This window comes from Bifidobacterium adolescentis ATCC 15703 (assembly GCF_000010425.1).
In the GTDB taxonomy this organism is placed as follows: Bacteria; Actinomycetota; Actinomycetes; order Actinomycetales; family Bifidobacteriaceae; genus Bifidobacterium; species Bifidobacterium adolescentis.
The window spans coordinates 720827-747298 of the sequence record NC_008618.1; the positions used below are offsets into that span (position 1 = coordinate 720827).

Consider the following 26472-nt stretch of genomic DNA (forward strand, 5'->3'; position numbering starts at 1 on the left):
TCGCAAGACTTCGCAACATACAAGAGGATAAGGAATAGGGGAAGCATGAGCCAGACGGCTTACAGAACACATCATGCAACCGAAGTGACCGAACAGCTCGTCGGTCAGAAGGTGACGCTCGCCGGTTGGGTCGATCGTCGCCGCGACCACGGTGGCGTGGCCTTCATCGATCTTCGCGACAACACCGGTCTGGTGCAGGTCGTCATCTATGACGAGGAGATGGCCCGTCCGCTGCGCTCCGAATTCGTGATCCAGGTCGTCGGCGAGGTTCGTCTGCGTCCGGACGGCAACGAGAACGAGCATCTGGCCACCGGCAAGATCGAAGTCGTGGCCGAAAGCATCGAAGTGCTGGCCAAGTCCGATGCTCTGCCGTTCCAGGTCTCCACCGCTCTTGAGAACGAGTCCGAGAACAAGCTGCCGGGCGAGGACGTGCGTTTGAAGTACCGTTACCTCGACCTGCGTCGTCCGTCCATGCAGCGCAATCTGAAGCTACGCGCCCAGATGTCGAAGGCCGCCCGCCATGCGCTGGAGGAAATGGGCTTCGAGGAGATCGAAACCCCGACCATGATCAAGTCCACGCCGGAAGGCGCCCGTGACTTCGTCGTGCCGGCCCGTCTGGTGCCGGGTTCCTGGTACGCTCTGCCGCAGTCCCCGCAGCTGCTCAAGCAGCTGCTCATGGTCTCCGGCGTCGAGCGTTACTACCAGCTGGCCCGCTGCTATCGTGACGAGGACTTCCGCGCCGACCGCCAGCCGGAATTCACCCAGCTCGACATGGAGATGGCCTTCGTGGACCAGGAGGACGTGATGGCCATGGCCGAAAAGGTCATCGCCGCCATCTGGAAGTCCGCCGGCTACGACATCAAGCTGCCGATCCAGCGCATCACCTGGCAGGACGCCATGGACAAGTACGGTTCCGACAAGCCGGATCTGCGTTTCGGCAATCCGCTGATCGAACTGACCGATTACTTCAAGAACACGCCGTTCCGCGTGTTCCAGGCCCCATACGTCGGCGCGGTGCTCTTCAAGGGTGGCGCGGCCACGCCTCGCCGTCAGTTCGACGCATGGCAGGATTGGGCCAAGCAGCGTGGCGCCAAGGGCCTCGCCTATGTGGTGTTCGCCGAGAACGGCGAACTCAAGGGCCCCGTCGCCAAGAACCTGTCCGAAGAGGAACGCAACGGTCTGAAGGAAGCCGTCGGCGCCGAAGACGGCGACGCCGTGTTCTTCGCAGCCGGTCGCCGCACCTCCTCCCAGGAACTGCTGGGCGCCGTGCGTGTCGAGCTTGCCCGCCGCGCGGGCCTGCTCAAGCCCGACGATTTCGCCTTCACTTGGGTTGTGGACTTCCCGCTGTTCAAGCCGACCGATGACCCGGACGACGACGATGTGGCAGTCGGCCACTCCAAGTGGACCTCCATGCATCACCCGTTCACCATGCCGTCCAAGGATTGGATCGACAAGTTCGACAAGGATCCGGAACACGCCATGTCCGATTCCTACGACATCGTATGCAACGGCAACGAAATGGGCGGCGGCTCCGTGCGTATCCACCGCGACGACATTCAGGACCGTGTGCTTGACGTGCTTGGCATCACGCCGGAAGAGGCCGCAGACAAGTTCGGCTTCCTGCTTGAGGCATTCAAGTACGGCGCTCCGCCTCACGCCGGCATCGCTCTCGGCTGGGATCGTACCGCCGCAATTCTGGCTGGCGCCGACTCCATCCGCGACGTCATCGCCTTCCCGAAGGCTGGCGGCGGCCGCGATCCGCTGACCGGCGCTCCGGCTCCGATCTCCGCTGAGCAGCGCGCCGAGACCGGTGTCGATTACGATCCGGATGAGGACGAGGACTGATACGGTTTCGCCCATAGATGAATGAAAAATGTCCGAACATCAATGATGCTCGGACATTTTTTATTATTCGCGTTGTCTATTTTCCGTCGCTGTCATTACAGTGGAGCGTGTTTGATTATCCGGCAACCAGAAAGGGTTGAAGCGCGGTATGAAATCGAAAACACAGGACAAGAAGCGACTGAACACGGTCGGCATGCGCATATGCGCGCTGTTCGCCGTGCTCGCCGTGGTCTTTGCGGCATTCATGACGACCGTTCCGCATGCGCTCGCCTCCGAAACTGGCAATCCGGCCTCGGTCAAGGGCAAGACATATAAAATCGGCACCGACACCACGTTCGCACCGTTCGAATACCGTGAGAACGGCAAGATGACCGGCATCGACATGGAGCTAATCCGAGGCATCGCCAAGGAAGAGGGCTTTAAGGTCGAGATACAGTCGCTGGGATTCAACGCCGCGTTGCAGGCCCTAAGCTCCAACCAGGTGGACGTCGTCATAGCCGGCATGTCCATCACTGACGAGCGTAAAGCCTCCTATGATTTCTCGAATCCGTATTTCCAATCCGGCATCCAGATGGCCGTCGCGGCCAACAACGACGACGTCACCGGCTATAAGGACCTCAAAGGCCGGACGGTTGTGGCGAAAACCGGCTCGGAGGGCGAATCGTACGCCAAACAGCATGCCGACAAGTACGGTTACAAGGTGACTTCCGTCGACCAATCCTCAACCATGTACGAGATGGTCAAATCCGGCAATGCCGTCGCGGTGTTCGACGATTATCCGGTACTGGCATATGGCGTATCGCAGAACAACGGTCTGAAAATCGTGACTCCGAAGGTGCCGCACGGCGAATACGGCATGGCCGTGAACAAAGGCATGAACGCAGATTTGCTGGCCGCCATCAACGATGGATTGAACAAGATGATCGCTTCGGGAGAATACGAGCGAATCGTCGCACAATATCTTGGCAAGCAAGGCGCGAAAGAGCAGGCCAAATCGATTTCCGGCATGATCACCGACAATGGCGACAACAGCGCTGAACAACAGAAGGTCGGTTTCCTCGGACTGGTCAAACAGTCGATGCCGGCATTGCTGACGGGCTTGAGGAACACGCTGCTGATCACGCTGCTTTCCTTCGCGATCGCATTGGTGCTCGGCGTCGCGTTCGGCCTGATGAAGGTTTCGGAAAGCAAAATCGCCGCAGGATTGGCCAATGTGTACATCGCGGTGTTCCGCGGCACCCCGATCCTGGTGTGGGCGTTCTTCTTCTACTTCGGCGTGCCCCAGCTCATCGGACATAGCGTGAACATCTGGGTCGCCGGCGCATTGACCTTGTCGCTCAACTCCGGCGCGTACCTGGCGGAAATCGTGCGTGGCGCAGTCCAATCGGTCGATTCCGGACAGATGGAGGGCGCGCGTTCGCTGGGACTCAACCACAGGCAGGCCATGCGCCGAGTGATTCTGCCGCAGGCCAGCAAAATCGCCATGCCTTCGATCATCAACCAGCTGGTCATCATGATCAAGGACTCCTCTCTGCTGCTCGCCATCGGCTTCGGTGAGCTGCTGTACCAGGCGCAGCAGCTGTACGCGGCGAACTTCCGCGTAACCGAAACGCTGCTGATCGTCGGCGTCATGTACTTCGTGGCCATCACCATCCTGACGTGGCTGGCCAACATCGTGGACAGGAAGGTGAACCGATGAACGAGAACGACGTGATCATCGACGTCAAGGATCTGCACAAAAGCTACGGGCAGACCGAGGTCATCAAAGGCGTCGACATGACCGTGCGCAAAGGCGAGGTGATCTGCATCATCGGACCGTCCGGCGCCGGCAAATCCACCATATTGCGTTGCCTGAACGGACTCGAACAGGCCACCGGCGGCAAGATCGTGGTCAACGGACACGATTTGACGGACAGCCATGTGAACATCGACCAGGTGCGCGAGCAGGTGGGCATGGTGTTCCAGCATTTCAACCTGTTCAACAACATGAGCGTGATCGACAACATCACCCTCGCACCGAAACTGGTGCATCATGAAACGGATGAGCAGGCCCGCGCGCACGCCATGGAACTGCTGAAAACCGTAGGATTGGCCGAAAAAGCCGACGCCATGCCGAAATCGCTGTCCGGCGGGCAGAAGCAGCGTGTGGCGATCGCGCGCTCGCTGGCGATGAATCCGAAGGTGATGCTGTTCGACGAGGCGACATCCGCGCTCGACCCGGAAATGGTGGGCGATGTGCTCGAAGTGATTCGCGACCTTGCCGCCAAAGGCATGACCATGGTGCTGGTGACCCATGAGATGGGCTTCGCACGCGAAGTGGCCACGAGGGTCATCTTCACCGATGCCGGCGTGATCGAGGAAGAGGGAACCCCTGACGAGATCTTCAACCATCCGAAGAGCGAACGATTGAAGACCTTCCTCTCCAAGGTGCTGTGACATTGCTCCGGCGGCGATCCGTTTGATGAATATGTTCGTCAAACGGTATGAAATGTCTCATATTCCGGACGAAATGATGTGAACGGGCAGTATAGGAAACATGAATTTCGCATTGCTTTCTTATACTACCCTTTATGTCTGAAATGAAAGAAACCGAAGCGAAGCGTCCCATCATGCCGGACGCGGGAGCGGATAACAGGCCGCTCGTCGAACTGACCCATGTCGAGAAGCATTATGGCGATCTGCATGTGCTCAAGGACATCAACCTCACCGTGCGCAAAGGCGAGGTGCTCGTCATCGTCGGACCGTCCGGCTCCGGCAAATCCACGATGTGCCGCACCATCAACCGTCTGGAAACCATCGATTCCGGCGATATCCGCATCGACGGCAAACCGCTGCCGCAGGAAGGCAAGGAACTCGCCAAACTGCGTGCGGAAGTGGGCATGGTGTTCCAATCGTTCAACCTGTTCGCCAACAAAACCATTCTGGAGAATGTGACGCTGGCTCCGATCAAGGTTCGTCATATGGACAAGAAGGCCGCCGAAGATCTTGCCATGGATCTGCTGGGCCGCGTCGGCGTGGCCTCGCAGGCTTCCAAAATGCCGTCTCAGCTTTCCGGCGGCCAGCAGCAGCGTGTCGCCATCGCCCGCGCCCTCGCCATGCAGCCGAAGGTCATGCTGTTCGACGAGCCAACGTCCGCGCTCGACCCGGAAATGGTCAACGAAGTGCTTGACGTCATGGTCGAACTCGCCCACGAAGGCATGACCATGCTGTGCGTGACCCACGAGATGGGTTTCGCGCGCAAGGTGGCCGACAAGGTCGTGTTCATGGCCGACGGACAGATTCTCGAACAGAGCACGCCGGACGACTTCTTCGAACATCCGAAGACCGATCGCGCCAAGGACTTCCTGTCGAAGATCCTCACCCACTGAAGTGACGGAACATAACGACAGAAGAAGGAACCTGATATGAAACCACTTTCGATCACGGCGAAACGCATGTTGCGCAGAGCCGTCGCGGCATTCTGCGCGTGCGCGTGCGTGTTCGCGGTATCCGCATGCGGCGCGGACGAAACCGGCAAGATCCGCATCGGCATCAAATTCGACCAGCCTGGCCTGGGCTTCAAGAAGAACGGCACCTACGTCGGCTTCGACGTGGACGTGGCCAAGTACGTGGCCAAGAAACTCGGCTATTCCGAAGACGAGATCGTATGGAAGGAATCGCCGTCCAAGCAGCGTGAGGCTATGCTGCAGAACGGCGATGTCGATTACATCGTCGCATCCTATTCCATCACCGACGAACGCAAGAAGGTCGTCGATTTCGCCGGCCCGTATTTCGTGGCCGGACAGGATCTGCTGGTACGCAAGGACGAAACCGGCATTGACGGACCTAAGGATCTGAACGGCAAGCGGCTGTGCTCCATGACCGGCACCACATCCGCCGTCAACGTCAAGGAGAAGTTCGCCAAGCAGACCCAGCTGATGGAACAGCCCGGCATGGCGGAATGCGCCACCGCGTTGCTTTCCGGCATTGTGGACGCCGCCACCACCGACGACATCATTCTCGCCGGCCTCGCATCCGCCTCACGTGGACGCCTGCGCGTGGTGGGCAAGCCGTTCACCCAGGAGTATTACGGCATCGGTGTCAAGAAGGGCAACACCGAGCTGAAGAACAAAATCAACAACGCCATCACCGATATGATTCAGGACGGTTCTTGGCAAAGGGCCATTTCCGACAACACCAGGGGAGTGGCCTACACGCCGAACGCCAAGTACAATCCGCCGGTGCCGAATGGAAAGGGGAATAAGTGATGGACGGATTCCTCGCGTTGTTCAGCCAATACAACATTCCCGGCGCGTTTCTGGTGAACATCGAGCTGACCCTGTGGTCGGCGTTGTTCTCCACGATTCTGGGCGTCATCCTCGTGATGATGCGCATTTCTCCGATCGCCTCGCTCCGTACCGTTTCCGGTGCCTACGTCGAACTGTTCAAGAACCTGCCGCTGACCATCATCATGGTGTTCATGGTGCTGGGTGCGTACGCGCAGCTGAAGTTCAGCTTCTCCGACACGTTCGCCACCAACTTCTTCTGGCTGGCCGTGACGGGCCTGAGCCTGTACACCGCGGCTTTCGTATGTGAATCGCTGCGCTCCGGCATCAACACCGTGCCGCTTGGTCAAGCCGAGGCCGCCCGCGCGTTGGGCCTGAACTTCATGCAGGCCGCCACTCAGATCATCCTGCCGCAGGCGTTCCGCGGTTCCGTGGCACCGTTGGGCAACACGCTGATCGCATTGCTGAAAAACTCCACCGTCGCGGCGGCGGCATCCGTGGCCACCGAAACCTCGACGATGATGAGCGAAATGATCGAATACCACGCCGACCAAATCGTACCGATCTTCCTGATCTTCGCCTTCGGCTATGTGGTTCTGATCATTCCGATCGGCATGCTGACCACGTATCTGTCCAACAAGCTCGCGGTGAGGAGGTGACGCGACATGGCAAGCAATGAAAGCGCGGTGCTGTTCGACCAGCCTGGTCCGAAGGGCCGCAAAACCATCCGTATCGTCAATTGGATCGCAGGCATCATCTTCGCGGTGGTGGTCGTGCTGATCCTCATGCGTCTGCACAATCCGCCGGACGGCGAGAACCAGCTGAGCTGGGAACTGTGGAAACCGGCGCTTGACGCCGAAGCATGGACCGACTTCTATCTGCCGGGACTGTGGGCCACGATCCGCGCGTCCGTACTGGCCGTGGTCGGAGCCGTGGTGTTCGGCCTGGTCTTTGGTGTGGGCCGACTGCTGCCGAGCCTGCTGATCCGTACCATTTCCGGCGCGATCGTGGAATTCGCACGAGCCGTCCCCGTTCTGCTGCTCATGATCTTCTTCTGGCGCTGGTTCGCCTTCGCAGGTCTGCCCAGCCCCGCGTATTGGGCGGTGGTGCTCGCGCTTGTGATCTACAACGGATCCGTGGTGGCCGAGCTGGTGCGTTCCGGCGTGGGCAACCTGCCGAACGGCCAGCGTGAGGCCTCGCTCGCCTTGGGATTGACCCGCACGCAGTCGCTGTTGCAGATCGAAGTGCCGCAGGCCATCTACGCCATGCTGCCGGCGGCCGTGACCCAGCTGGTCGTCGTGTTGAAGGACACCGCGCTCGGCTCGATCATCATGTACACTGACCTGCTGCAGGAATCACGTCGACTCGGCTCCATGTATTTCAACATCCTACAGACGCTGGTGGTGGCCGCGGTCGTCTATTTCATCGTCTGCTGGCTGCTAAGCAGACTGGCCGAATGGCTGCCGTCGCGCATGCAGCAGCATACGGCTGCACCGGCCGAACCGGAACCGGTCGCGCCGATCGCCATCATGGATCCGTCGAACGTGAACCAGATCGCCGTGGCCAAGGAAGGCGTGCCGCTGGGTGGCGCGCAGCGTGTCTACCATGTGCACCATCGCGGCACCAACGCGTCCATCCACCAGTGGCGTCAGACCAGGTACGCCCAAGGCTTCGATGAGACGCATCCGGAAAGCCAGGTCAAATTCGACAAGAATGGACATCCGATCAAGGACAATCCGTTCAAGACGAAGGGCGATGGCAAGGACAAGAACAAGTCCGAAGCCGACGAATAGCACCGGTATCGCATAACACGCGTAGGGGTCGTTTTTCCGCGAAATACGGGGAAGCGGCCCCTTTCGTGTCTACGATGGACTGCACGCATGTGGTCCGTACCAAGCAGGGAGGCTTGACATGGCGGATAAAACCAAGGATGCGAAAAAAGACGACGCCAGAATGTCGTCGATCGCGAAAACGCTGAACAAAGTGGAAGATCGGCTGGAAAAAAGCGAGAATTGCGATTCCGTCGCCGAAGGATTGGCGAACGCCGCCAAAGCGAGCGAACTACTGAGCTCGGTATGGACGTTGCCGCCGACCCAGCTATTGCGATTCCATCACGACACGAAGGTATCGGACATAGATGGCGATTCCACTCCTGGTTTTGACGGCAACAAGGATGATGCCGAACGATTCATATCCATCAGCTCGTCGGAGATCGCCCGTTACCAGCGGCTTATGTACGCCAATGGCGTGAAAGGCTCGCATCGGCGACTGCTGATCGTGCTGCAAGGCATGGACGCGTCAGGCAAAGGCGGCATCGTACGACATGTGTTCAGCCAAGGCGACCCGATGGGCATGCACTATCACGGGTTCGGCGCGCCGAAAGGCGAAGAACTGGACCATGACTATCTGTGGCGCATCAAACGCGAGCTGCCGAACAACGGATGGATCTCCATCTTCGACAGGTCCCATTACGAGGACATCGTCATGCCGCGCATCTACAAAACGCAGCCGGAAGAAATGTGGCAGGCACGGTACGACGAAATCAACCGATTCGAATCGCAATTGACGGCCGACGGATGCGCCATCATCAAAATCTTCCTCGTGGTCAGCAAAGACGAGCAGAAACGCCACTTCCTGAGCCGTCTCGATGATCCGACCAAATACTGGAAGTTCGATCCGAGCGACCTTGAGGCGCGCGCCCGCTGGGACGACTACATGGCCGCATGGCAGGATGTGTTCCTGCGCACCAGCACCGAGCAGGCGCCGTGGTATCTGGTGCCTGCCGACAACCGCTGGTATTCGAGGGCCGTCGTCTCCGAGCTGCTGCGCAACACGCTCAAGAACATGAACATGATCTGGCCGCCGCTCGAAGTCGACGCCGACGAAATGCGCCGTCAGTTGGACACGCTGTAGTCGAAGAAGACAACCTCGCCGCTGGATTGCGTGGCGTCCAGGTCGACGGTTCCGGTGATGGCCCAATCGTGGTCGCCATCGGAATCGTCGATGATCTGCCGCACCTTCCAGGCGTGCTCGCTGTTCTCTTTGCTTTCGTCGAGGATGAACAGTTCGCCGCTGCGTGCCTTCGCGTCGATGTTGACGTATTCGTGCTCGTCGTAGTAATCGTCGAGCGTGTCCTCCCACTCGTGCACGCCGTAGCCCCAGTCCTTATCGAGCGCGCCGAGCTCGTCCGGCTTGTCGAGGTCCATGAGCTGCACACGGCGGAACATGGCATTGCGCACCAATACGGTGAGTCCACGGCGATCCTCCACCACGGCCTGTTTTGCGCCGGGCGCGGCAAGATTGGCGGCCGCTTCGGACGCGTCGGTATCGGTTCCGGCATGCTCCCATTCGTCCACCAGCGAGGAGTCGATGGAACGGACCACCACGCGCAGCCAGGAGATGATGTCGTCAAGCTGCTCGTCGCGCTTTTCCTGCGGAACGGTACGCGCCAACGCACGGTAGGCGTCGGACAGGTACCGCAGCAGCGTGCCTTCGGAACGGGCGATGTTGTAGCGGGCGATGTAGCCGGTGAAATCGGAAGCGGTCTCCACCATGTCGCGCACCACGGATTTCGGGCTCAGCCAATAGTCGTTCGCCCACGGAACATCATGGCGGTATTCATCGAACGCGGCCTGCAGCATATCCTCCAACGGCTTCGGATAGGTGATCTCCTGAAGCCTGTCCATACGCTCGTCATAGTCGAGGCCATCCTCTTTCATGCGGATCATCGCCTCGTCGCGCGCCTGACGTTCCTGCGCGCGCAGCACCTGCTTCGGGTCCTCCAACGTGGCCTCAACCATGGATATCACATCCAACGCATACGTGTCCGACTCCGGGTCGAGCAGTTCCAACGCGGCCAGCAGGAACGGGCTTAGCGGCTGGTCGAGGGCGAAATCGTCCGGCATGTCCACGGTCATGAAATAATCCTTGCCGCCATCGTCACGGTCTTCGGTCTCGATGACGTTCGTGTCGAACAAGGTCTGGAAGATCTCGTCCGCGCGGGCGTGCAGGCGCTCCTTCTGCTCCGGAGTCTGCGCCGAATCGTCGATAAGCCGGTCGATGCGGTAGCGGGCGTCGCCGCCCTGCTCCACCTCGTTCAACACCATGGAATGGGTGATCTTCATATGCGGCACCAGTGTTTCCGGAGCCGCGTCGATAAGCTTGTCGAACGTGTTCTCGTTCCACGTTACGAAACCTTCAGGAGCCTTCTTGCGCTTGATCTTCTTCAGTTTCTTCGGATCGTTGCCTGCCTTGGCCAGAGCCTTGGCGTTCTCGATTTCGAATTCGGGGGCTTCGGCTATGACCAGACCCTCCGTGTCGAAGCCCATGCGTCCGGCGCGTCCTGCGATCTGATGGAACTCGCGGGCGCGCAGCTTGCGCATCTTCGTGCCGTCGAACTTGGTCAACGCGGTCAATACCACGGAATGAATCGGCACATTGATACCGACACCAAGCGTGTCGGTGCCGCAGATCACTGGCAGCAGTCCCTGCTGGGCGAGCTGCTCCACCAGACGACGATAGCGGGGGAGCATGCCGGCATGGTGGATGCCGATGCCGGTACGCAACAGACGCTGCAGGATCTTGCCGAACGCGGTGGTGAACTTCGTGCCCTTGATGGCTTCCGCGATCGCGGCGCGCTGCTCCTTGCTGGACACGCCCGTGCTGGCCAGCGCGTTGGCGGTCTCCAACGCGGCATCCTGAGAGAAATGCACCACGTAAATCGGCGTCTCGCCCTTGCCGAACGCCAATTCCACCGTCTTCTCCAACGGGTCGAGTGTGTATTCGTACGTCAACGGTACGGGACGTGGCGCATCGGCGATGATATCCACGTCGGTGTCCGTCATGTCCTCAAGCTTGTCGGCGATTGCGTCGACATTGCCCAGCGTCGCGCTCATCAATAGGAACTGCGTATCCGGCAGCGTAAGCAGCGGCACCTGCCAAGCCCAGCCGCGCTCGGGATCGCCGTAATAGTGGAACTCGTCCATCGCCACGCAGCCGACATCGGCGTGGCGGCCCTCGCGCAACGCCTGATTGGCGAGGATCTCCGCGGTGCAGCAGATGATCGGCGCATCCGCGTTGATATGCGTGTCGCCGGTGATCATGCCGACGTTCTCGCGGCCGAAAACTTCAACCAAGTCGAAGAACTTCTCAGACACCAGAGCCTTGATCGGAGCCGTGTAATAGGAACGGCGGCCCGTGCACAACGCGGCGAAATGCATGCCGAGTGCCACCAGCGACTTGCCCGAACCGGTCGGAGTGTTCAAAATGACATGGTCGCCGGCCAGCAGATCCATGATGGCCTCCTCCTGATGTGGCCACGGTTCCACGCCTTTGACGTCCTCCACCCAGGTGAAGAAACGCTCATAGATCTCATCCGTGTCGATGTTGCGCTCGCCCTCGTCCCAATTCGGCGCCAACGCGCCCAGCGAGCCATAATTCGTATCGTCTGCCATGCTTGCCAGTCTACCGGTTGGGGCGAACGCATGCATCGAACGTGTGTTCGAATTGTTGGGTGTGTTGCGGTACAGTGGAAAGCATGACTGACGATTTGTTTGCCGCGATGGACGCGCCGGATGATGTGACGCGCCCGCTTGCCGTACGCATGCGCCCAGCGAGCATCGACGATGTGGTGGGGCAATCACGGGTATTGGGGGAGGGGTCGCCATTGCGCAGACTCGCCAACCCCGCTTCGAAAGGCTCGCTCACCGCACCGAGCTCCATCATCCTGTTCGGACCTCCCGGAGTCGGCAAAACCACCCTCGCCTATATCGTCGCCAAACAGTCCGGCCGTGTCTTCGAGGAACTGTCCGCGGTCACCTCCGGCGTCAAGGACGTGCGTGACGTGCTCAAACGCGCGCACGAACGTCTCGTCTCCGAAGGCAAGGAAACGGTGTTGTTCATCGACGAGGTGCACCGCTTCTCCAAATCGCAGCAGGATGCGTTGCTGCCCAGTGTGGAAAACCGCGACGTCACCTTCATCGCGGCCACCACGGAAAACCCAAGCTTCTCCGTCATCAAGCCGCTGCTCAGCCGATCCGTGGTCGTCAAACTCGAATCGCTGGAACCGGACGATCTGAAAACGCTGATCAATCGCGCCATCGCAAGCGAACACGGCCTTGACAACGAAATCAGAATCACCGACGAGGCTGTGGATGAGATCATCCGCATGGCCGGCGGCGACGCACGTAAGACACTGACCATCCTCGAAGCCGCGGCCGGCGCGCTCACTGGTGACAAAGAGCGCAAAAAAGGCGCGAAACGGCCCATCATCACGCCTGATGTGGTGTCGAAGGTCATGGACGTGGCCACCGTGCGTTACGACAAGGACGGAGACGACCACTACGACGTCATCTCGGCGTTCATCAAATCCATGCGAGGCTCCGATCCGGACGCCACCATGCATTATCTGGCCCGCATGCTGCGCGCGGGGGAAGACCCGCGCTTCATCGCACGACGCATCATGATCGCCGCATCCGAGGAAGTCGGCATGGCCGCCCCGCAGGTCCTGCAAGTCACCGTAGCCGCGGCGCAGGCAGTGGCCATGATCGGCATGCCCGAAGCGCGCATCATTCTTGCCGAAGCGGCGCTCGCCGTCGCCACCGCGCCCAAATCCAACGCCAGCTACAACGCCATCAACGCGGCGCTCGCCGACGTGGACGCGGGGCTTATCGGCCAAGTGCCGCTGCATCTGCGCAATGCGCCGACCGCGCTGATGAAAAGCTGGGGCAACCACGAAGGCTACCGGTACGCGCACGATTGGCCGGGCGCGGTGGCGCCGCAGCAGTACATGCCTGACGAATTGCAGGGGCGCGAGTATTACCATCCGAACGACCGCGGTTACGAGCATGAGGTCAAGCCGAGATTGGAGCGGATTCGGAAGATTCTGCACGAAGAGGACGATAACGGTGACGGCCGTTCCGGCCAGCGCAATGCCTGATGTTCGTTTCCTGCAGGCATTGGGTCAGGGGTTCCGCTAAAATTCTTCGCTGGGGTTGACGCCTGCTTGCTTTGCAAGGCCCATGCGTCAATCGCGGCGTCGCACATGGCCGCAGGAAAAAGTGCGCGGAAAGTGATTATGAAAGAACGGAATACAACGCTCGAAACCACCGACCATAACAATCGGAACAATAGCGAAAACATCAAGGAAACGCCGGACGAACGCATTCCCGGCAAACTCATCGGCGCCATCGTGGCGGTCGGCTCGCTCGCCTTCATCGGCATCCTCACCGAAACCGTGATGACGGTGCTGTTCCCACAGCTCATGCGGGAATTCAACGTGAACACTGCTACTGTGCAGTGGATCACCACCATCTACCTGCTGACGGTCGCAGCCACCATGCCGCTGTCGTCGTATCTTAACCGCAAATTCAAGCATCGCGTCCTGTTCCTCGCCGCGGTGGCGCTTGCGATGCTTGGCTCGCTGACCATGATCTTCGGCCATGCGTTCCCGGTGATTCTAGTAGCCCGCATCATCCAGGGCATCGGCTCCGGCGTGGCCACACCGCTGATGATGAACATCATTCTCGAACAGTCCCCACGCAGCAAGGTCGGACGACTGATGGGCGTCGGTTCGCTCGTCATCACCGTGGCGCCCGCCATCGGCCCGACCGTGGGTGGCGCGGTGTCGAGCATTCTGCCATGGCGTGCGATTTTCGTCATCGTCATTCCCGTGATTCTGCTGATTTCGCTGCCTGTCGGCCTCAAATGCATCGAACAGCACCGTCCGACGGAAGAGGCGCATCTGAATCCGCTGCAGTTCGCGGCGATTGTGCTGGCGTTGTGCGGTCTAGTGATGTTCCTGAACCAGGCGGGCGTGGCTGTTGCCGCCGCCGTTTCGGGTGGTGTGGCTACAGCGCCGGCGATTTTCGCAGTGATCAGCCTGATCGTCGGCTTGGGATCGCTTTTCTTCTTCGGATGGTCGTCCCGTCGTTCCTTCTCGCCGCTGATTCGCTTGGGATGGCTGCGTGATCCGATGGTGCTGCTGCATCTGATCGCCTACATGCTGCTGCCAATCGTCGGCATCGGCTTCGGCTATGTGATCACCAATCTTGCCCAGCTTTCCCTGGGAACGAACGCGTTCCTGGCAGGCGCGCTGGTGCTGCCGGGCGCGTTGATCGGCGCTTTCTTCGCACCGATCGGCGGCACGCTGTACGACCGTTTCGGCCCTGTCCGCCCGATTCTGGGCGCGTTCTTCCTGGCGATCTGCGGCCCGATCCTGCTGCTGGTCTTCTCCATGCGGCTGACGCCGGCCACGCTTGCCGGTTTCTACTTCATCTTCGGACTTGGCTATGCGCTTGGCTTCTCCAACATCATGACCAATGCGTTGCGCAGCATTGCGCCGCAATTCATGCCGGATGGCAACGCCGTGTTCAACACCTGCCTGCAGTTCGGTGGCGCAGCCGGAACCGCGCTGTTCTCCACGGTGCTGTCCGTGGCCCAGGCCGGCGCTGGCAAGGAAGGAACCGAGGCATTCAGCCATGCCACGGCGGTTGGCGGCAGTTGGACGTTCACCGTCATGATCGTGATTGTCGCCGTTGCAATCTGCTGCCTGATTACCGCCTTCCGCATCGGCGCGAAACGCGAATAACCGTGTTTTCGCCGTCGACTTCTCCACTGTGGGCGCAATTTTGTTCCCCGTCGCTTCGAAGCGGTAGGCTGTGAAACTATAGAGAACACTGGAAAAGGAGACAAGGTGAGCAACCTTAGTGCACCCCTGCCCGTCATGGCTGGCGAAGACATGCCGGCAGGACCCACCGATCCGATTTTCAACCGCCTGCTCAAGGACCGCATCATCTGGATGGGTGAGGAAGTCAAGGACGAGATGGCCAACCGCATTTGCGCGCAGATGCTGATGCTGGCCGCCGAGGATCCGAAAAAGGATATCTGGCTGTACATCAATTCCCCGGGCGGCTCCATCACCGCGGGCATGGCCATTTACGATACCATGCAGCTCATCGAGCCGGACGTGGCCACCGTGGGCTTGGGCATGTGCGCATCCATGGGCCAGTTCCTGCTGAGCTCCGGTACCAAGGGCAAGCGCTTCCTGACCTCGCATGCGCGTGTGCTGATGCATCAGCCGTCCGGCGGCATCGGCGGCACCGCCACTGACGTGCGCATCAACGCCGAGCTGATCATGGACATGAAAAAGACCATGAGCGAGTTGACCGCCGAGCAGACTGGGCACACCGTCGAGGAAATCTACCGCGACAACGAGTACGACCACTGGTTCACCGCCCAAGAAGCGTTGGAGTACGGCTTTGTGGACAAGCTCGTTTCCACCCACGACACGATGAGCGCCACCAAGGGAGAGTGACCATGGCAAGCGAAGAAGCACAGTTTGTAGCCCGCGCCGAACGTCTGGCCGGACCGACCGGTGTGGTCGGCTTCCAGGGGGCTGCGGCGCGTGAGGCCGCGTTCGCACCGCAGAACCGTTACGTTCTGCCGCAGTTCGAGGAAAAGACCCCGTACGGATACAAGAGGCAGGATCCGTACACCCGCCTGTTCGAGGATCGCATCATCTTCATGGGCGTGCAGGTGGACGACACCTCCGCCGATGACATCATGGCCCAGCTGCTGGTTTTGGAAAGTCAGGATCCGAACCGTGACGTGATGATGTACATCAATTCGCCGGGCGGTTCCATGACGGCCATGACCGCCATCTACGACACCATGCAGTACATCAAGCCGGACGTGCAGACCGTATGCCTCGGCCAGGCCGCCTCGGCCGCGGCCATCCTGCTGGCCGCCGGCGCCAAAGGCAAACGTCTGATGCTGCCGAACGCCCGCGTGCTCATCCACCAGCCGGCCATCGACCAGGGCTTCGGCAAGGCCACGGAGATTGAAATCCAGGCCAAGGAGATGCTGCGTATGCGTGAATGGCTGGAGAACACGCTGGCCAAGCATACCGGTCGTGACATCGAGAAGATCCGCAAGGACATCGAAGTGGACACGTTCCTGACGGCCCAGGAGGCCAAGGAATACGGCATCGTTGACGAGGTGCTGGAACATCGCAGCTGAGCCTGCGGTGGAATGATATCTTCACAAATGCAATACCCCTGCCGGGTCGCGGCAGGGGTATTGTGTTTTCTAAACGGCAGATATGTGAAACGAAGAGGTTGCGAATGGGACGCGTGGTCAGCTACAACGATGCGGTGCCGAGATGCACGTTCTGCGGCAAGTCCGAGAGCCAGGTGCGCAAACTGGTCACCGGTTCGGGCGCGGCCATCTGCGACGAATGCATCGAATTGTGCGTGGACATCATTTCCGAGGAACGGGACAAGGACGCCCAGCTCAATATCCTGCAACTGCCCAAGCCGGCACAGATCAGCGCCTACCTCGACAATCACGTCATAGGCCAGGAGTCCGCCAAAAAGACACTTTCAGTGGCGGTGTACAACCATTACAAGCGCGTCAACATGGAAATGCGCGAGTCGTCGCGAATCGGCAAGGAACGGATGCATGGACATGACGATTCGTTCGAGGGCGTGCAAGTGGCGAAATCGAACATCCTGCTACTCGGGCCGACCGGCGTGGGTAAAACATATCTCGCGCAGACGCTGGCCCATGTGATGAACGTGCCGTTCGTCATAGCGGACGCCACCACGCTCACCGAGGCAGGATATGTGGGCGATGACGTCGAAACCGTGCTGCAGCGCCTCATCCAGGCTGCTGACGGGGATGTGGCGCGTGCGCAGCAGGGCATCGTATATATCGACGAAATCGACAAGATCGCCCGTAAAAGCGGCGAAAACACCTCCATCACGCGTGACGTGTCCGGCGAGGGCGTGCAGCAGGCGCTGCTCAAGATCCTTGAAGGCACCGTCGCCTCCGTGCCGGTGGAAGGGACCCGCAAGCATCGTGAAATGGAAACCGTGCAGATCGACACCCGCGACATACTGTTCATCTGCGGTGGCGCGTTCGTGGGACTCGCCGACATCGTGGCGCAACGGTTGGGCGCCAGGGAAAGCGGTTTCGGTGCGGTCTGGCATGACCATGAGGTTCCCAAGCGTGAGCTGCTTGCGCAGGTCTCCGCCGATGATCTGGCTGATTTCGGATTATTGCCGGAGTTCATCGGACGTCTGCCGGTAGTCAGCGTGCTTGAGGAACTTACCGAAGACGATTTGGCCCGAATCCTCGTCGAACCGGAAAACGCGCTGGTCAAGCAGTACCAGAAGCTATTCGCCGTCGATGGGGTGACATTGACCTTTACCGAAGGGGCGATACGGCAGATTGCGGCGACGTCGATTCGGCGGGGTACGGGCGCACGTGGATTGCGTTCGATTATTGAGAAGACGCTGGAGGACACCATGTTCCGTCTTCCCAGCATGGAAGGCGTCGAAGAGGTGGTCGTAGACGAAGCCGCAGTCACCGGATCGGGCACTCCGAAACTACTCAAGGTGTCGACGCAGAAAATTCCTCGTCTACGTGAGGCGTAAGGCCGAAAACTCCTGCGACACGCCGAGATTTTGCCTGGAGTTCATTTGGGTGTATCTTATTCGAGTTGCCGAAAACAAGACAACGTTGCGCGAGTAGCCCAGCGGATTAGAGCAGCTGACTACGGATCAGCAGGTCGCAGGTTCGAATCCTGTCTCGCGCACCAGCCACCAGTCATCAGGTGGCGCAAAGAAATAAGATGACGTTGCGCGAGTAGCCCAGCGGATTAGAGCAGCTGACTACGGATCAGCAGGTCGCAGGTTCGAATCCTGTCTCGCGCACATGAACCTCCTTCGCGAATGCGGAGGAGGCTTTCTTTATTTTCCATGGATTTTTGTGAAGCCTGCAATTGATTGCGCGCACAGCGGAGCGCAATATGCGGCATGGACGAACGCCAAGACCCTCCGATACACTTAATACTACGTTTTACGGATACTGCGGTCGAACGGGGACCGCAAGACAAGGAGCATGATGGCCACATCGAAGAGGGGAACCTGGGCAACAATCCGACGCATAGCCGCGTCCGACCGCATATCCGGTCTGATTATGCTCGGTTTCGCTCTTGCCGGCCTATTGCTCGCCAATCTGCCGTTCACCGCGCATGCGTTCGAACAGCTTGAGAACTTCCATATAGCCATTCCACACACCAATATCGACATGGGATTGGGCCATTGGGTGCAGGATGGCCTGCTGACGGTGTTCTTCCTGACCGTAGGGCTGGAATTGAAGCAGGAACTCACCACGGGATCACTGTCCAATCCCAAAGCCGCGGCCGTGCCGATGCTGTGCGCGGTTGGCGGTATGCTTGCGCCGCCGGTACTGTTCATCGGCGTGATCTCATTGTTCGCGGCGGCAGGATCAGGGCAACTCGTCATCGCTTCAGGAACGTCGTTCTCCTTCGCACAGATGTCCAATGGCTGGGCGGTGCCCACAGCCACGGATATCGCGTTCTCATTGGCCGTATTGGCCCTGTTCGCCAAAGCGTTGCCGGGATCCATCCGCGCTTTTCTGATGACATTGGCCACAGTGGACGACCTGCTGGCCATCATCCTGATCGCGGTGTTCTTCTCATCGGTGAACGCATGGTACTGGTTCCTTGGCATAGCCGTATGCGCGGTCGTCTGGTACTTCCTTGTCCGCATGCGCAAGGTACCGTGGCTGGCCGTGGCCATCGTGGGCGTGCTGGCATGGGTCATGATGTTCGAAGCCGGCGTGCACCCCACTTTGGCCGGCGTGCTCGTGGGACTGCTCACGCCGGCGCATGAGCGTTTCGGTGAGAAGACGCCGCGTGCGGAACGTTACGCCGACAAGCTGCAGCCGTTCTCCGCACTGCTGGCGTTGCCGATCTTCGCACTGTTCGCCACTGGTGTGCACTTCGAGTCGTTGACCTTGGCGCTGTTCGTCTCGCCGGTGGTCGTTGCCGTGATGGTGGCGCTCGTGGTCGGCAAACCTCTGGGCATCATGACCACCGCATGGCTGTCCACGCACGTGGGCGGTCTGAAGATGGCCAAGGGACTGCGCGTGCGCGACATGTTCCCCGCTGCCTGCGCCTGCGGCATTGGTTTCACGGTGTCGTTTCTCATCGCGTCGCTGGCGTATCAGGATGCCGAACTATCGGCTGAAGCCCGTTTCGGCGTCCTGGTGGGGTCCATGGTCGCAGCCGTGATCTCAGGTATTCTGCTGAGCCGTCAATCCAAACGATTCGAACTGGAGGACGGTACGAAGCATAAGCATCATACCGGCGACGAAGACGCCATGAACGAAGTTGAGACGGTGCTGGAAGACGGTACCGTGGTGGTCAGCCAGATAATCGGCACCCACCAGGAACAGTAAAAGGAATCTCCATATGTTGAAAGGGCCACGCATCCCCATGCATGGCCCTTTCAACATATGCGTGCCATTGCGGCACGGCTGATTAATCTGATTGGTCTATTTCTTGACGGCAACCAGCAGACCAGTGCCGGTCGGCGTCAACGCAGTGACGAACCGTTCATCCGACTCCACCGTTTCCAGCAATTCGCGCATCGCGATGGATTTGGCATCACGATTGGCGGGATTCAGCACGCCGCCGGCCGATGTGGCCGAATCAAAGGCAAGCACATCGGTGAAGACAATCGCGGCATGCGGTTTCAGCAGGCGTGGAGCCTGAGCGAAAGCCGCAGCATAATTCTCCGAATCGCCGGCCACGACGATCAAATCGTAATTCTCGGCGTTCAGGCGGGGCAGAAACACACCTGCGGACGCGTTCACGGCACGCAATGTGGTTTCGGTGTCATCGGACAGACGATTGAACAGTTTGCGAATCAGCGCGATGCCCTGCGTGGACGAATCGACGGCCGTAAGCTGGCCTGCATTGTCAAGACCGTTGATCAGCTGCATCGTCTCCACCACGGAACCGGTGCCGATGGCGATCACCGACGAGGCGTCCAACATCCGCACCAGCATGCGCAGCAATTCGGCCTGCGCCGCGGATCCTTGGGGAATGCCGGCTTCCTCGGCCGCGGTTCTGATCGCATTGAGTTCGGCAGACTGGCGTGAGAACGCATGATCCTCGACGTATTCCCACGATTTCGCGAGATTGGTATATGACGTCCTATCCATTTCAGCGCTCCTTGATTTGGGCGATCAGCTGCCAGATCTCCTCACCGACATCGATGCCACGCGGGCATTCACGCGTGCAGGCGCGCACCGACTGGCACGCGGCGATGCCATCGGCGGAATCGATGGCATCCATACGTGCATCCGTCTGACCGTCGCGTGAATCATTGATGAAACGGGAGGCGGCGATAAGAGCCGCAGGGCCGATGAACGCCTCGCCGCCTGCATATACCGGACAGCTTCCCTCACAGGTGCCGCAGGCTATGCAGTTGCTCAGCAGCTCATACTTGGAGAGCTGCTGGGGATTCTGCAGATATTCGAATGCGTTGATCTTGCCGTCCGCGGTGGTGGCGAGTTCGCCACTGGCCTGCAGATACGGCTTGAGCTTCCTGATTTGGCCAAGCATCTGGTCGATATCGGCGATCAAATCACGCTGCACGGGGAAACCGGGCAGCGGTGCGAGCTCGATGACACCCAAATCGTCGGCATCCTGCGTTTGCGCGGGTTGAACGTCTTCTCCCGTATGACGGAAGCCGTCCTCATCCACCTGTGCGTCGGATGGCTGCTTTGCCCAAGCCTTCACCGTGGCGGTGCACAGAAGCGTAGGCGTGCCGTTGATGGACACGGCATCGGAACCGCACATGCCATGACCGCACGAATAACGGAAGGCAAGCGTCGGATCGATGGTGCGCTTGACTTTGAGCAGGCAGTCAAGCACGGTGTCCTCCGGACGCGCCGGCACCACGTAATCCTGCACCCACTGCTTGCCTCGCGGACGCCTGCGCGCGGATCCGGAATCGCCGAAGGGAGAGCTCTTCCTAGCGAACGGCGAGCCGCCTCGTTCACGGCCGCGTTCGGGACGCGGCGTGAACCTGTTCACCCGCAACGTCACCGTTTCCATGCCGTTCTCCATGCCGCTCATATACCTGCCTTTCGATAAAAAACCGTCAACCAGTCTGCCATACGCCGTGCCCAGGGTGTCAGTATTCACGGGCCTTTGGCGGCATGTCCACGATGTGCACCGGCTGCCAGGAGACCTGGCAGGAAACATCCGTCATGGAATGGGCCAGGAAATGCTCGTCGTCACGCTCCGGGAAATCAAGACGCTTCAACGATCCACGGGATTCGTGACGCGCATCGGAGGCGGCGAGCACGGCCTTGCCGAGCTCCAACAGATGGCGCACCTCCCAGATGGCGGTGATTTCCTGATTGAACGTGGGGGAGTCGGAATGCGCATGCAGCGCCTCGGCACGCGGCGTGAGCGTATCGTCCAGCGTAGCCAACGCCTGTTCGATGCTGTTCCGGTCGCAACGCACCGCGACCGCCTGCTCCATGACGGATCCCAAATCGGCCATCAGCTGGTACGGATTGTCCGACGACGCATCGTCGTCATCGGACGGCCGCGTCAACAGTTCCTTGACCTGCGCGGAACGCTTGTCGGCAGCCTGCGACACCGCGTCGATAGATGCTTCGTCGGCAGGCTCGGCCATCGGATCGTTCACTGGATTATCGACGACACGTTCAGCCATCGCCTTGCCCGAACGGGTGCCGAAGAGACAGGCGTCCAACAGCGAGTTGCCGCCCAGACGATTCGCGCCATGCACCGACACGCAGGAGCATTCGCCAGCGGCGAACAGACCGTCCACGACGGCGCGTTCGCCATCGACCCAACGGTAGACTTCGCCGTCGGTGGTGATGGGGATGCCGCCCATGGTGTAATGCGCGGTGGGTTTGACCGGCACATAGTCGCGGGTCGGATCGAGATCGGCATACTGTTCGATGGTCTCCACCACCTGCGGCAGCACCTCATGCATATGATCCGCATCGATGCCGGTCATATCCAGCCAGACACAATCCTTCGGCCCATCCGGATCCTTCGGATCGGCGATTCCTCGTCCGGCGTCGATTTCAGCCATGATGGAACGGCTCACCACATCACGCGCGGCAAGGTCGGCATGACCCGGCGCGTAATGTTCCATGAACGCCTCGCCATCGGAGTTGCGCAGCATGCCGCCTTCCGCACGTGCCGCCTCAGACAGCAGAATGCCGGTATGGGCGAGACCGGTCGGATGGAACTGCACGAACTCGCTATCCTCAAGCTGAAGGCCGGCGGACAATGTCAACGCCATGCCGTCACCGGTCAGATCCCACGAATTCGACGTGGTATGGAACAGACGGCCGGCACCGCCAGTGGCCATCAGCACATTGCGTGCGTGGATGGCATGCGTCTCGCCCTTGTGCGTGTCGAACGCCACCACGCCCTCGACCTTGCCGTGGTCTTCGGAAACCACCAGATCGGTCACATACCATTCCTCGGCGAACTCAACGCCCTCGGCCACGCACTGCTGCCACAGCGAGAACAGAATCTGATGCCCGATGCGGTCGGCCGCATAAGCGGCGCGGCGGACCGGTTCCTTGCCGAAATCCTTGGTATGGCCTCCGAAACGGCGCTGCGCGATATGGCCGTCATCGGTACGCGAGAACGCGACGCCGGCATGCTCCAGCGCGATCACAGTGGCAGGAGCCTGTTCGGCAAGCAGCTTCGCCGCATCCTGGTCGACAAGCCAGTCGCCGCCTTTGACTGTGTCATAGTAATGCCAATGCCAATCGTCTTTCTCCACGTTGCCAAGGCTGGCCGCAATGCCGCCTTCCGCGGAGCCGGTGTGCGAACGCAGCGGCTGCAGTTTGGATATCACCAGGACGTTCGGTTCGATGCCGTCCGCCCTCATCTGGCGCATCCGCTCGCTACGGAGCATTCCCAACGCTGCGGACAGGCCGGCCGCGCCTGCGCCGACGATCACTGCATCATACATATCTTCAACATGCTTCGGACTCATACCACCGATTCTCGCACAAGGTGTGACCTCGCACGTTCGACGCGGCTGAGGTGGAGGTGCCGGGCCTGCTATCGCTGCTCGGCGATGATCCATCCGGACCGCATGCTGATGCGGCCTTCAAGCTCCAAGGAGCCCAGTTCGCGCATGATTCGCGAGACGGGATATTCTCCCGGATGCGTCTTGTCCATTAGATCGAGCAGATTGTCGGCGGAGACGTGGCCGTTTGCTTCGGCGCAAGTTTTAATGGCGGCGAGTATGGCATCGTCGGATTCATCTGTCGATTCCTGCGGATGTTCGGTGTCATCCGGCAGGTCGACATGTTGCGGGCGATGCGCGCTATGGCATAGTTCGTCGATCTCCGCCAGTGAGCAGACGATGGTGGCTCTGCCGTCTTGGATAAGGCGATTGCAGCCGGTGTTATGCGGCATGGTGATGTCTCCCGGCACGGCGAACAGATTGCGGTTGAGTTCGTTCGCCCAGCCTGCGGTGTTGAGCGCGCCGGAACGCGCACGTGCCTGCGCCACGATCAGAGTGGATGACAATGCCGCGATCAGACGGTTGCGCAGCAGGAACCGTCTTGCCTCCGGCACGGTTCCGGGGCACAGTTCGGAAATCAAAGCGCCCGAATGGCTTTCGATCTGCTCGAACAGGTTCTGGTTGCTTTTCGGACCGATATGGTTCAGTCCGCCAGCGAATACGGCGACGGTGCGTCCTGCCAGCGCGGCGCTCATTTCGTCCATGGCTTTGACCGCGCCCCAATGTGCCGCGGCGTCGGTGCCCAGCGCGCCGCCGGATACCACCAGATGTCCGGCACGCGCCATCCGAAGGGCCAACTCGTGGGCGCTTTGCCTACCGTAGTCGCTTACGCCCCGTGAGCCGACGATACCCACCGGCTCGGGGCATGACACCAGCGCCTTCGGATCGCCTTTGCCCCATAGGCAGAGCGGGGAGGCCCAGTCGGTGCGCAGTGAAAGGTCGTTCAGTTGGCTGGGCCAACAGGGGTGATGCGGGGCGATGATCCACTGCGTGCCGTCTGCTGTGAACCAGTCTCGCAATGCGTCCGGATCCTTGCTGGGCAACGATGCCAGACGTTGCTGCCATGACACCAGCGAGCCATGGAACGAAGCCATCCCGCGGGCGTTGATGGTGCGTCCCCAACGAGTGACGCCGTTGATGAACGCCGCATCCAATGACGTGCAGGCCGCGGCCGTCACATTTTCGTGATTGCCAGGGCCGCTGTCAGCGATCAGCTGTAGCGCGCTTGCCGCGGAGCCGGTGCCTTTGACCAGCGCGTACATCATCGCGTCGGCGCTGTCCAGGCAGAAGGTGAGCACCGCGCGGGCCAGGGTCTCGTCGTCGATCGTCACCATCATGCCAGCCTCGTTCTCATGGATATTCCCTGCATCATTTCCTCAGGTCCTGGGGAAGTCTTTCCCGCCAGATCGGATAATGTCCACGCAAGCCGCATGGCACGGTCGGCGCCACGCAGGCTCAGCCGCTCGCTCGCCAAGGCGCGGTTGACCAATTCGATGGCCTTGGGGGAGGTGTTGGCTCTCAGCCAGGTGCTGGTAGCCTGCGCGTTGCAGCACCAGCCGAATTCGCGGAACCGTTCCTGCGCCATCTGCCGGGCAACGATGACACGCAGACGTATGGCATGGCTCGAATCGCCGGAGGGAGCGTTCCCCGGACTTATCCGCTCCACCGGAGGCACCTCGATCTGGATGTCGATACGGTCGAGGATCGGTCCGGAAAGCCGGCTGAAATACTTGACGCGGTCCTTTTCTCGGCAGGTGCAGCGCTCGCCGTTGCCGTACGCGTAGCCGCACGGGCAGGGATTCGCCGCCATAATCAGTTGGAAGCGAGCCGGATAGTATGTGGTGCCTTTCGCTCTGGAAATCGCGACATATCCGGATTCCAAAGGTTCGCGCAGCGTCTGCAGCGTACGCGCCGAGAATTCCGGAGCCTCGTCCATGAACAGGATGCCGCGATGCGCGCGGGTGATGGCTCCGGGCTGGGCCAATCCTGCGCCTCCACCCACCAGCGCGGCGGTCGACGCGGTATGGTGGGGCGCCTCGAACGGTGGAACGTCGCTGATTCCGTATCCGGGAAGCGTGCCGCATAACGAACGAATCGAGGCCACTTCAAGCTGTTCCGTCTCGTTCAAAGGACTCATGATGCCGGGAATGCGCGAAGCGAGCATGGTCTTGCCTGTGCCGGGCGGACCGGTCATCATCAGATGATGGCCTCCGGCGGCAGCCACCTCCAACGCCCATTTGGCCGCTTGCTGGCCCATCACTTCGCTCATGTCGCCGGGCGGAGGGCACATGCCCGTGGCGCCGACATCGGCGTTCACGGCATGCGTGGCTTCGGGAATCCGGTAGTCCGCATCGCCTCCCATCAGTTCGATGAGCTCTCCGACATGCCTCACGCCGATCGCCTTGACATCCGGAACGAGACGGGCCTCATCAAGGTTGGCGTAAGGCACGATGATTGTTGCGATTCCCTGCTCCCGCGCATGCAGCATGATGGGCAGCAGTCCGTTGATGGGCAATACGGTGCCGTCAAGATTCACCTCGCCAAGCACGATGGTGCCGGCCAGACAGTCATGGGCGATTGCGCCGGCCGCGCTGAGCACGCTGGCCGCGATGGCCAGATCATGCGAAGAGCCTTTCTTCGGCATGGACGCTGGGGAGAGATTGACCGTGACACGGGTTTCCGGCCATTTGAAACCACTTGCCTGGCATGCCGACTTGACCCGTTCGCGCGCCTCGGACAATGAGGTGTCGGGCAGGCCGATGATGGAGAAATAGGGAAGTCCAGGGGATACGAACGCTTGAATCTGGACGATGAAGGCTTTCAAACCGATCAGTCCTACGGAAAGGGCGCTGCCGATGGCCATCAGAACGCTCCCTCGATATGATGCAGCAAAGGTCTGTCTCCCTGCACCACGACGGTGACGACGTCAAAACGCACGCCACTGTTCGGCATGCGGTGCTCCGGCGCCGTCAGCCATTGCACGGCGGCATGGCGCAGATTGATTTGCTTGGAAGCGGTCACCGCCTCCTGAGGGGTGCCGTAGCGCATCGTACGTCTGGTTTTGACCTCGACGAAAACGATCTGGCCCATCGGATTGCGCGACACGACGTCGAGTTCGCCGTATCGGCAATGCCAGTTGCGGTCGAGCGTCCGCCACCCTTGGCTTTCCAACCATGCGGCGGCGTACTGTTCTCCCAGCTCGCCAATCTGTCGGGAACGCAGCGTGCCGTCATGCAGACGCCGCGCTAGGGAATCGAGAATCTGCTCCGGCGGCTGCGTTGGGGCCGGAACATCATGTGATGATGAATGGTTCATGTCCCTAGTCCAACAGACAGAAGCCACGCATGACAAGGCCGATAGGCTAATGTGGATAACTTACGTATCTCGGGCGTGTCGTGGATAGTCGGTGGATGAGTCGACGCTATCCACACCTATCCACAACACGATCCAAGGCCTCT

The 26472-nt window shown here is 60.2% G+C and carries 21 protein-coding genes and 2 tRNA genes; 16 read left to right on the forward strand and 7 right to left on the reverse strand.

The window, feature by feature from the left end:
• Positions 1–45 precede the first annotated feature (45 nt).
• From aspS to BAD_RS03100, 8 genes are all read left to right on the forward strand, one after another.
• Positions 46–1845: an aspartate--tRNA ligase gene (gene aspS, locus BAD_RS03065; RefSeq protein WP_003808714.1), complete on the forward strand. Its 1800-nt coding sequence runs from the start codon at positions 46–48 to the stop codon at positions 1843–1845.
• Positions 1846–1993: 148 nt separating this feature from the next.
• Positions 1994–3544 (forward strand): ABC transporter substrate-binding protein/permease, encoded by a 1551-nt coding sequence (locus BAD_RS03070; RefSeq protein WP_041777273.1) that lies wholly within the window; start codon positions 1994–1996, stop codon positions 3542–3544.
• Positions 3541–4281 (forward strand): amino acid ABC transporter ATP-binding protein, encoded by a 741-nt coding sequence (locus tag BAD_RS03075; protein WP_003808719.1) that lies wholly within the window; start codon positions 3541–3543, stop codon positions 4279–4281. The genes BAD_RS03070 and BAD_RS03075 overlap by 4 nt, the downstream gene beginning before the upstream one ends.
• 173 nt (positions 4282–4454) lie before the next feature.
• A complete protein-coding gene (locus tag BAD_RS03080; RefSeq protein WP_172458549.1) occupies positions 4455–5213 on the forward strand; it encodes an amino acid ABC transporter ATP-binding protein in 759 nt (252 codons plus the stop codon).
• A gap of 66 nt (positions 5214–5279) precedes the next feature.
• Positions 5280–6092 carry a glutamate ABC transporter substrate-binding protein gene (locus BAD_RS03085; RefSeq protein WP_011743019.1) on the forward strand — a complete coding sequence of 271 codons (813 nt, stop codon included), beginning with the start codon at positions 5280–5282 and terminating at the stop codon, positions 6090–6092.
• A complete protein-coding gene (locus tag BAD_RS03090) occupies positions 6092–6769 on the forward strand; it encodes an amino acid ABC transporter permease (protein WP_011743020.1) in 678 nt (225 codons plus the stop codon). The genes BAD_RS03085 and BAD_RS03090 overlap by 1 nt, the downstream gene beginning before the upstream one ends.
• Positions 6770–6775: 6 nt before the next feature.
• On the forward strand, positions 6776–7903 hold the full coding sequence (locus BAD_RS03095; RefSeq protein WP_003808726.1) for an amino acid ABC transporter permease: 1128 nt from the start codon (positions 6776–6778) through the stop codon (positions 7901–7903).
• A 118-nt stretch (positions 7904–8021) separates the two neighbouring features.
• Positions 8022–9023, forward strand: a complete 1002-nt coding sequence (locus BAD_RS03100) for a PPK2 family polyphosphate kinase (RefSeq protein WP_050731448.1) — start codon at positions 8022–8024, stop codon at positions 9021–9023.
• Here BAD_RS03100 and BAD_RS03105 read toward each other — a convergent pair.
• Positions 9005–11563 carry a DEAD/DEAH box helicase gene (locus BAD_RS03105; protein WP_011743022.1) on the reverse strand — a complete coding sequence of 853 codons (2559 nt, stop codon included), beginning with the start codon at positions 11561–11563 and terminating at the stop codon, positions 9005–9007. The two genes, BAD_RS03100 and BAD_RS03105, sit on opposite strands and share 19 nt — an antisense overlap.
• A gap of 83 nt (positions 11564–11646) precedes the next feature.
• Between BAD_RS03105 and BAD_RS03110 the strand changes: the two genes are divergently transcribed.
• The 8 genes from BAD_RS03110 (at position 11647) to nhaA (ending at position 19376) form a co-directional block, all read left to right on the forward strand.
• A complete protein-coding gene (locus BAD_RS03110) occupies positions 11647–13047 on the forward strand; it encodes a replication-associated recombination protein A (RefSeq protein ID WP_003808733.1) in 1401 nt (466 codons plus the stop codon).
• 138 nt (positions 13048–13185) lie between these two features.
• The gene (locus BAD_RS03115; RefSeq protein WP_011743023.1) at positions 13186–14697 is read left to right on the forward strand and encodes an MDR family MFS transporter; all 1512 of its coding nucleotides are present in this window, start codon (positions 13186–13188) and stop codon (positions 14695–14697) included.
• A gap of 105 nt (positions 14698–14802) precedes the next feature.
• Positions 14803–15423: an ATP-dependent Clp protease proteolytic subunit gene (locus BAD_RS03120; RefSeq protein WP_011743024.1), complete on the forward strand. Its 621-nt coding sequence runs from the start codon at positions 14803–14805 to the stop codon at positions 15421–15423.
• 2 nt (positions 15424–15425) lie between these two features.
• Positions 15426–16127, forward strand: coding sequence for an ATP-dependent Clp protease proteolytic subunit (locus BAD_RS03125; RefSeq protein WP_011743025.1), 702 nt, complete (start codon positions 15426–15428; stop codon positions 16125–16127).
• Positions 16128–16231: 104 nt separating this feature from the next.
• Entirely contained in the window at positions 16232–17545 is a 1314-nt protein-coding gene (gene clpX, locus BAD_RS03130) for an ATP-dependent Clp protease ATP-binding subunit ClpX (protein WP_041777275.1), read from the forward strand.
• A gap of 87 nt (positions 17546–17632) precedes the next feature.
• Positions 17633–17709: transfer RNA gene (locus BAD_RS03135), tRNA-Arg, on the forward strand.
• Positions 17710–17750: 41 nt separating this feature from the next.
• Positions 17751–17824 (forward strand) — tRNA-Arg (locus BAD_RS03140).
• Positions 17825–18014: 190 nt separating this feature from the next.
• The gene (gene nhaA, locus BAD_RS03145; protein WP_041777276.1) at positions 18015–19376 is read left to right on the forward strand and encodes a Na+/H+ antiporter NhaA; all 1362 of its coding nucleotides are present in this window, start codon (positions 18015–18017) and stop codon (positions 19374–19376) included.
• 96 nt (positions 19377–19472) lie between these two features.
• On the opposite strand, the gene BAD_RS03150 is transcribed toward nhaA, so the two are convergent.
• From BAD_RS03150 to BAD_RS03175, 6 genes are all read right to left on the reverse strand, one after another.
• A complete protein-coding gene (locus BAD_RS03150) occupies positions 19473–20144 on the reverse strand; it encodes an O-methyltransferase (protein ID WP_011743028.1) in 672 nt (223 codons plus the stop codon).
• Between the two features lies 1 nt (position 20145).
• On the reverse strand, positions 20146–21063 hold the full coding sequence (locus tag BAD_RS03155) for a succinate dehydrogenase/fumarate reductase iron-sulfur subunit (RefSeq protein ID WP_011743029.1): 918 nt from the start codon (positions 21061–21063) through the stop codon (positions 20146–20148).
• Between the two features lie 58 nt (positions 21064–21121).
• Positions 21122–22978, reverse strand: a complete 1857-nt coding sequence (locus BAD_RS03160; RefSeq protein WP_011743030.1) for an FAD-binding protein — start codon at positions 22976–22978, stop codon at positions 21122–21124.
• 68 nt (positions 22979–23046) lie between these two features.
• The gene (locus BAD_RS03165) at positions 23047–24351 is read right to left on the reverse strand and encodes a DNA-processing protein DprA (protein WP_011743031.1); all 1305 of its coding nucleotides are present in this window, start codon (positions 24349–24351) and stop codon (positions 23047–23049) included.
• Positions 24348–25877 (reverse strand): YifB family Mg chelatase-like AAA ATPase, encoded by a 1530-nt coding sequence (locus tag BAD_RS03170; RefSeq protein ID WP_011743032.1) that lies wholly within the window; start codon positions 25875–25877, stop codon positions 24348–24350. The genes BAD_RS03165 and BAD_RS03170 overlap by 4 nt, the downstream gene beginning before the upstream one ends.
• On the reverse strand, positions 25877–26329 hold the full coding sequence (locus BAD_RS03175; protein WP_003808759.1) for a YraN family protein: 453 nt from the start codon (positions 26327–26329) through the stop codon (positions 25877–25879). Before BAD_RS03175 ends, BAD_RS03170 begins: the two co-directional genes overlap by 1 nt.
• Positions 26330–26472: the final 143 nt, after the last annotated feature.

Bases quoted from the DNA above. Each gene is read 5' to 3' on its own strand.
- aspS (WP_003808714.1), top strand. From the start codon at position 46: ATGAGCCAGACGGCTTACAGAACACATCATGCAACCGAAGTGACCGAA.
- BAD_RS03070 (WP_041777273.1), top strand. From the start codon at position 1,994: ATGAAATCGAAAACACAGGACAAGAAGCGACTGAACACGGTCGGCATG.
- BAD_RS03075 (WP_003808719.1), top strand. From the start codon at position 3,541: ATGAACGAGAACGACGTGATCATCGACGTCAAGGATCTGCACAAAAGC.
- BAD_RS03080 (WP_172458549.1), top strand. From the start codon at position 4,455: ATGCCGGACGCGGGAGCGGATAACAGGCCGCTCGTCGAACTGACCCAT.
- BAD_RS03085 (WP_011743019.1), top strand. From the start codon at position 5,280: ATGTTGCGCAGAGCCGTCGCGGCATTCTGCGCGTGCGCGTGCGTGTTC.
- BAD_RS03090 (WP_011743020.1), top strand. From the start codon at position 6,092: ATGGACGGATTCCTCGCGTTGTTCAGCCAATACAACATTCCCGGCGCG.
- BAD_RS03095 (WP_003808726.1), top strand. From the start codon at position 6,776: ATGGCAAGCAATGAAAGCGCGGTGCTGTTCGACCAGCCTGGTCCGAAG.
- BAD_RS03100 (WP_050731448.1), top strand. From the start codon at position 8,022: ATGGCGGATAAAACCAAGGATGCGAAAAAAGACGACGCCAGAATGTCG.
- BAD_RS03105 (WP_011743022.1), bottom strand. From the start codon at position 11,563: ATGGCAGACGATACGAATTATGGCTCGCTGGGCGCGTTGGCGCCGAAT.
- BAD_RS03110 (WP_003808733.1), top strand. From the start codon at position 11,647: ATGACTGACGATTTGTTTGCCGCGATGGACGCGCCGGATGATGTGACG.
- BAD_RS03115 (WP_011743023.1), top strand. From the start codon at position 13,186: ATGAAAGAACGGAATACAACGCTCGAAACCACCGACCATAACAATCGG.
- BAD_RS03125 (WP_011743025.1), top strand. From the start codon at position 15,426: ATGGCAAGCGAAGAAGCACAGTTTGTAGCCCGCGCCGAACGTCTGGCC.
- clpX (WP_041777275.1), top strand. From the start codon at position 16,232: ATGGGACGCGTGGTCAGCTACAACGATGCGGTGCCGAGATGCACGTTC.
- nhaA (WP_041777276.1), top strand. From the start codon at position 18,015: ATGGCCACATCGAAGAGGGGAACCTGGGCAACAATCCGACGCATAGCC.
- BAD_RS03150 (WP_011743028.1), bottom strand. From the start codon at position 20,144: ATGGATAGGACGTCATATACCAATCTCGCGAAATCGTGGGAATACGTC.
- BAD_RS03155 (WP_011743029.1), bottom strand. From the start codon at position 21,063: ATGAGCGGCATGGAGAACGGCATGGAAACGGTGACGTTGCGGGTGAAC.
- BAD_RS03160 (WP_011743030.1), bottom strand. From the start codon at position 22,978: ATGAGTCCGAAGCATGTTGAAGATATGTATGATGCAGTGATCGTCGGC.
- BAD_RS03165 (WP_011743031.1), bottom strand. From the start codon at position 24,351: ATGATGGTGACGATCGACGACGAGACCCTGGCCCGCGCGGTGCTCACC.
- BAD_RS03170 (WP_011743032.1), bottom strand. From the start codon at position 25,877: ATGGCCATCGGCAGCGCCCTTTCCGTAGGACTGATCGGTTTGAAAGCC.
- BAD_RS03175 (WP_003808759.1), bottom strand. From the start codon at position 26,329: ATGAACCATTCATCATCACATGATGTTCCGGCCCCAACGCAGCCGCCG.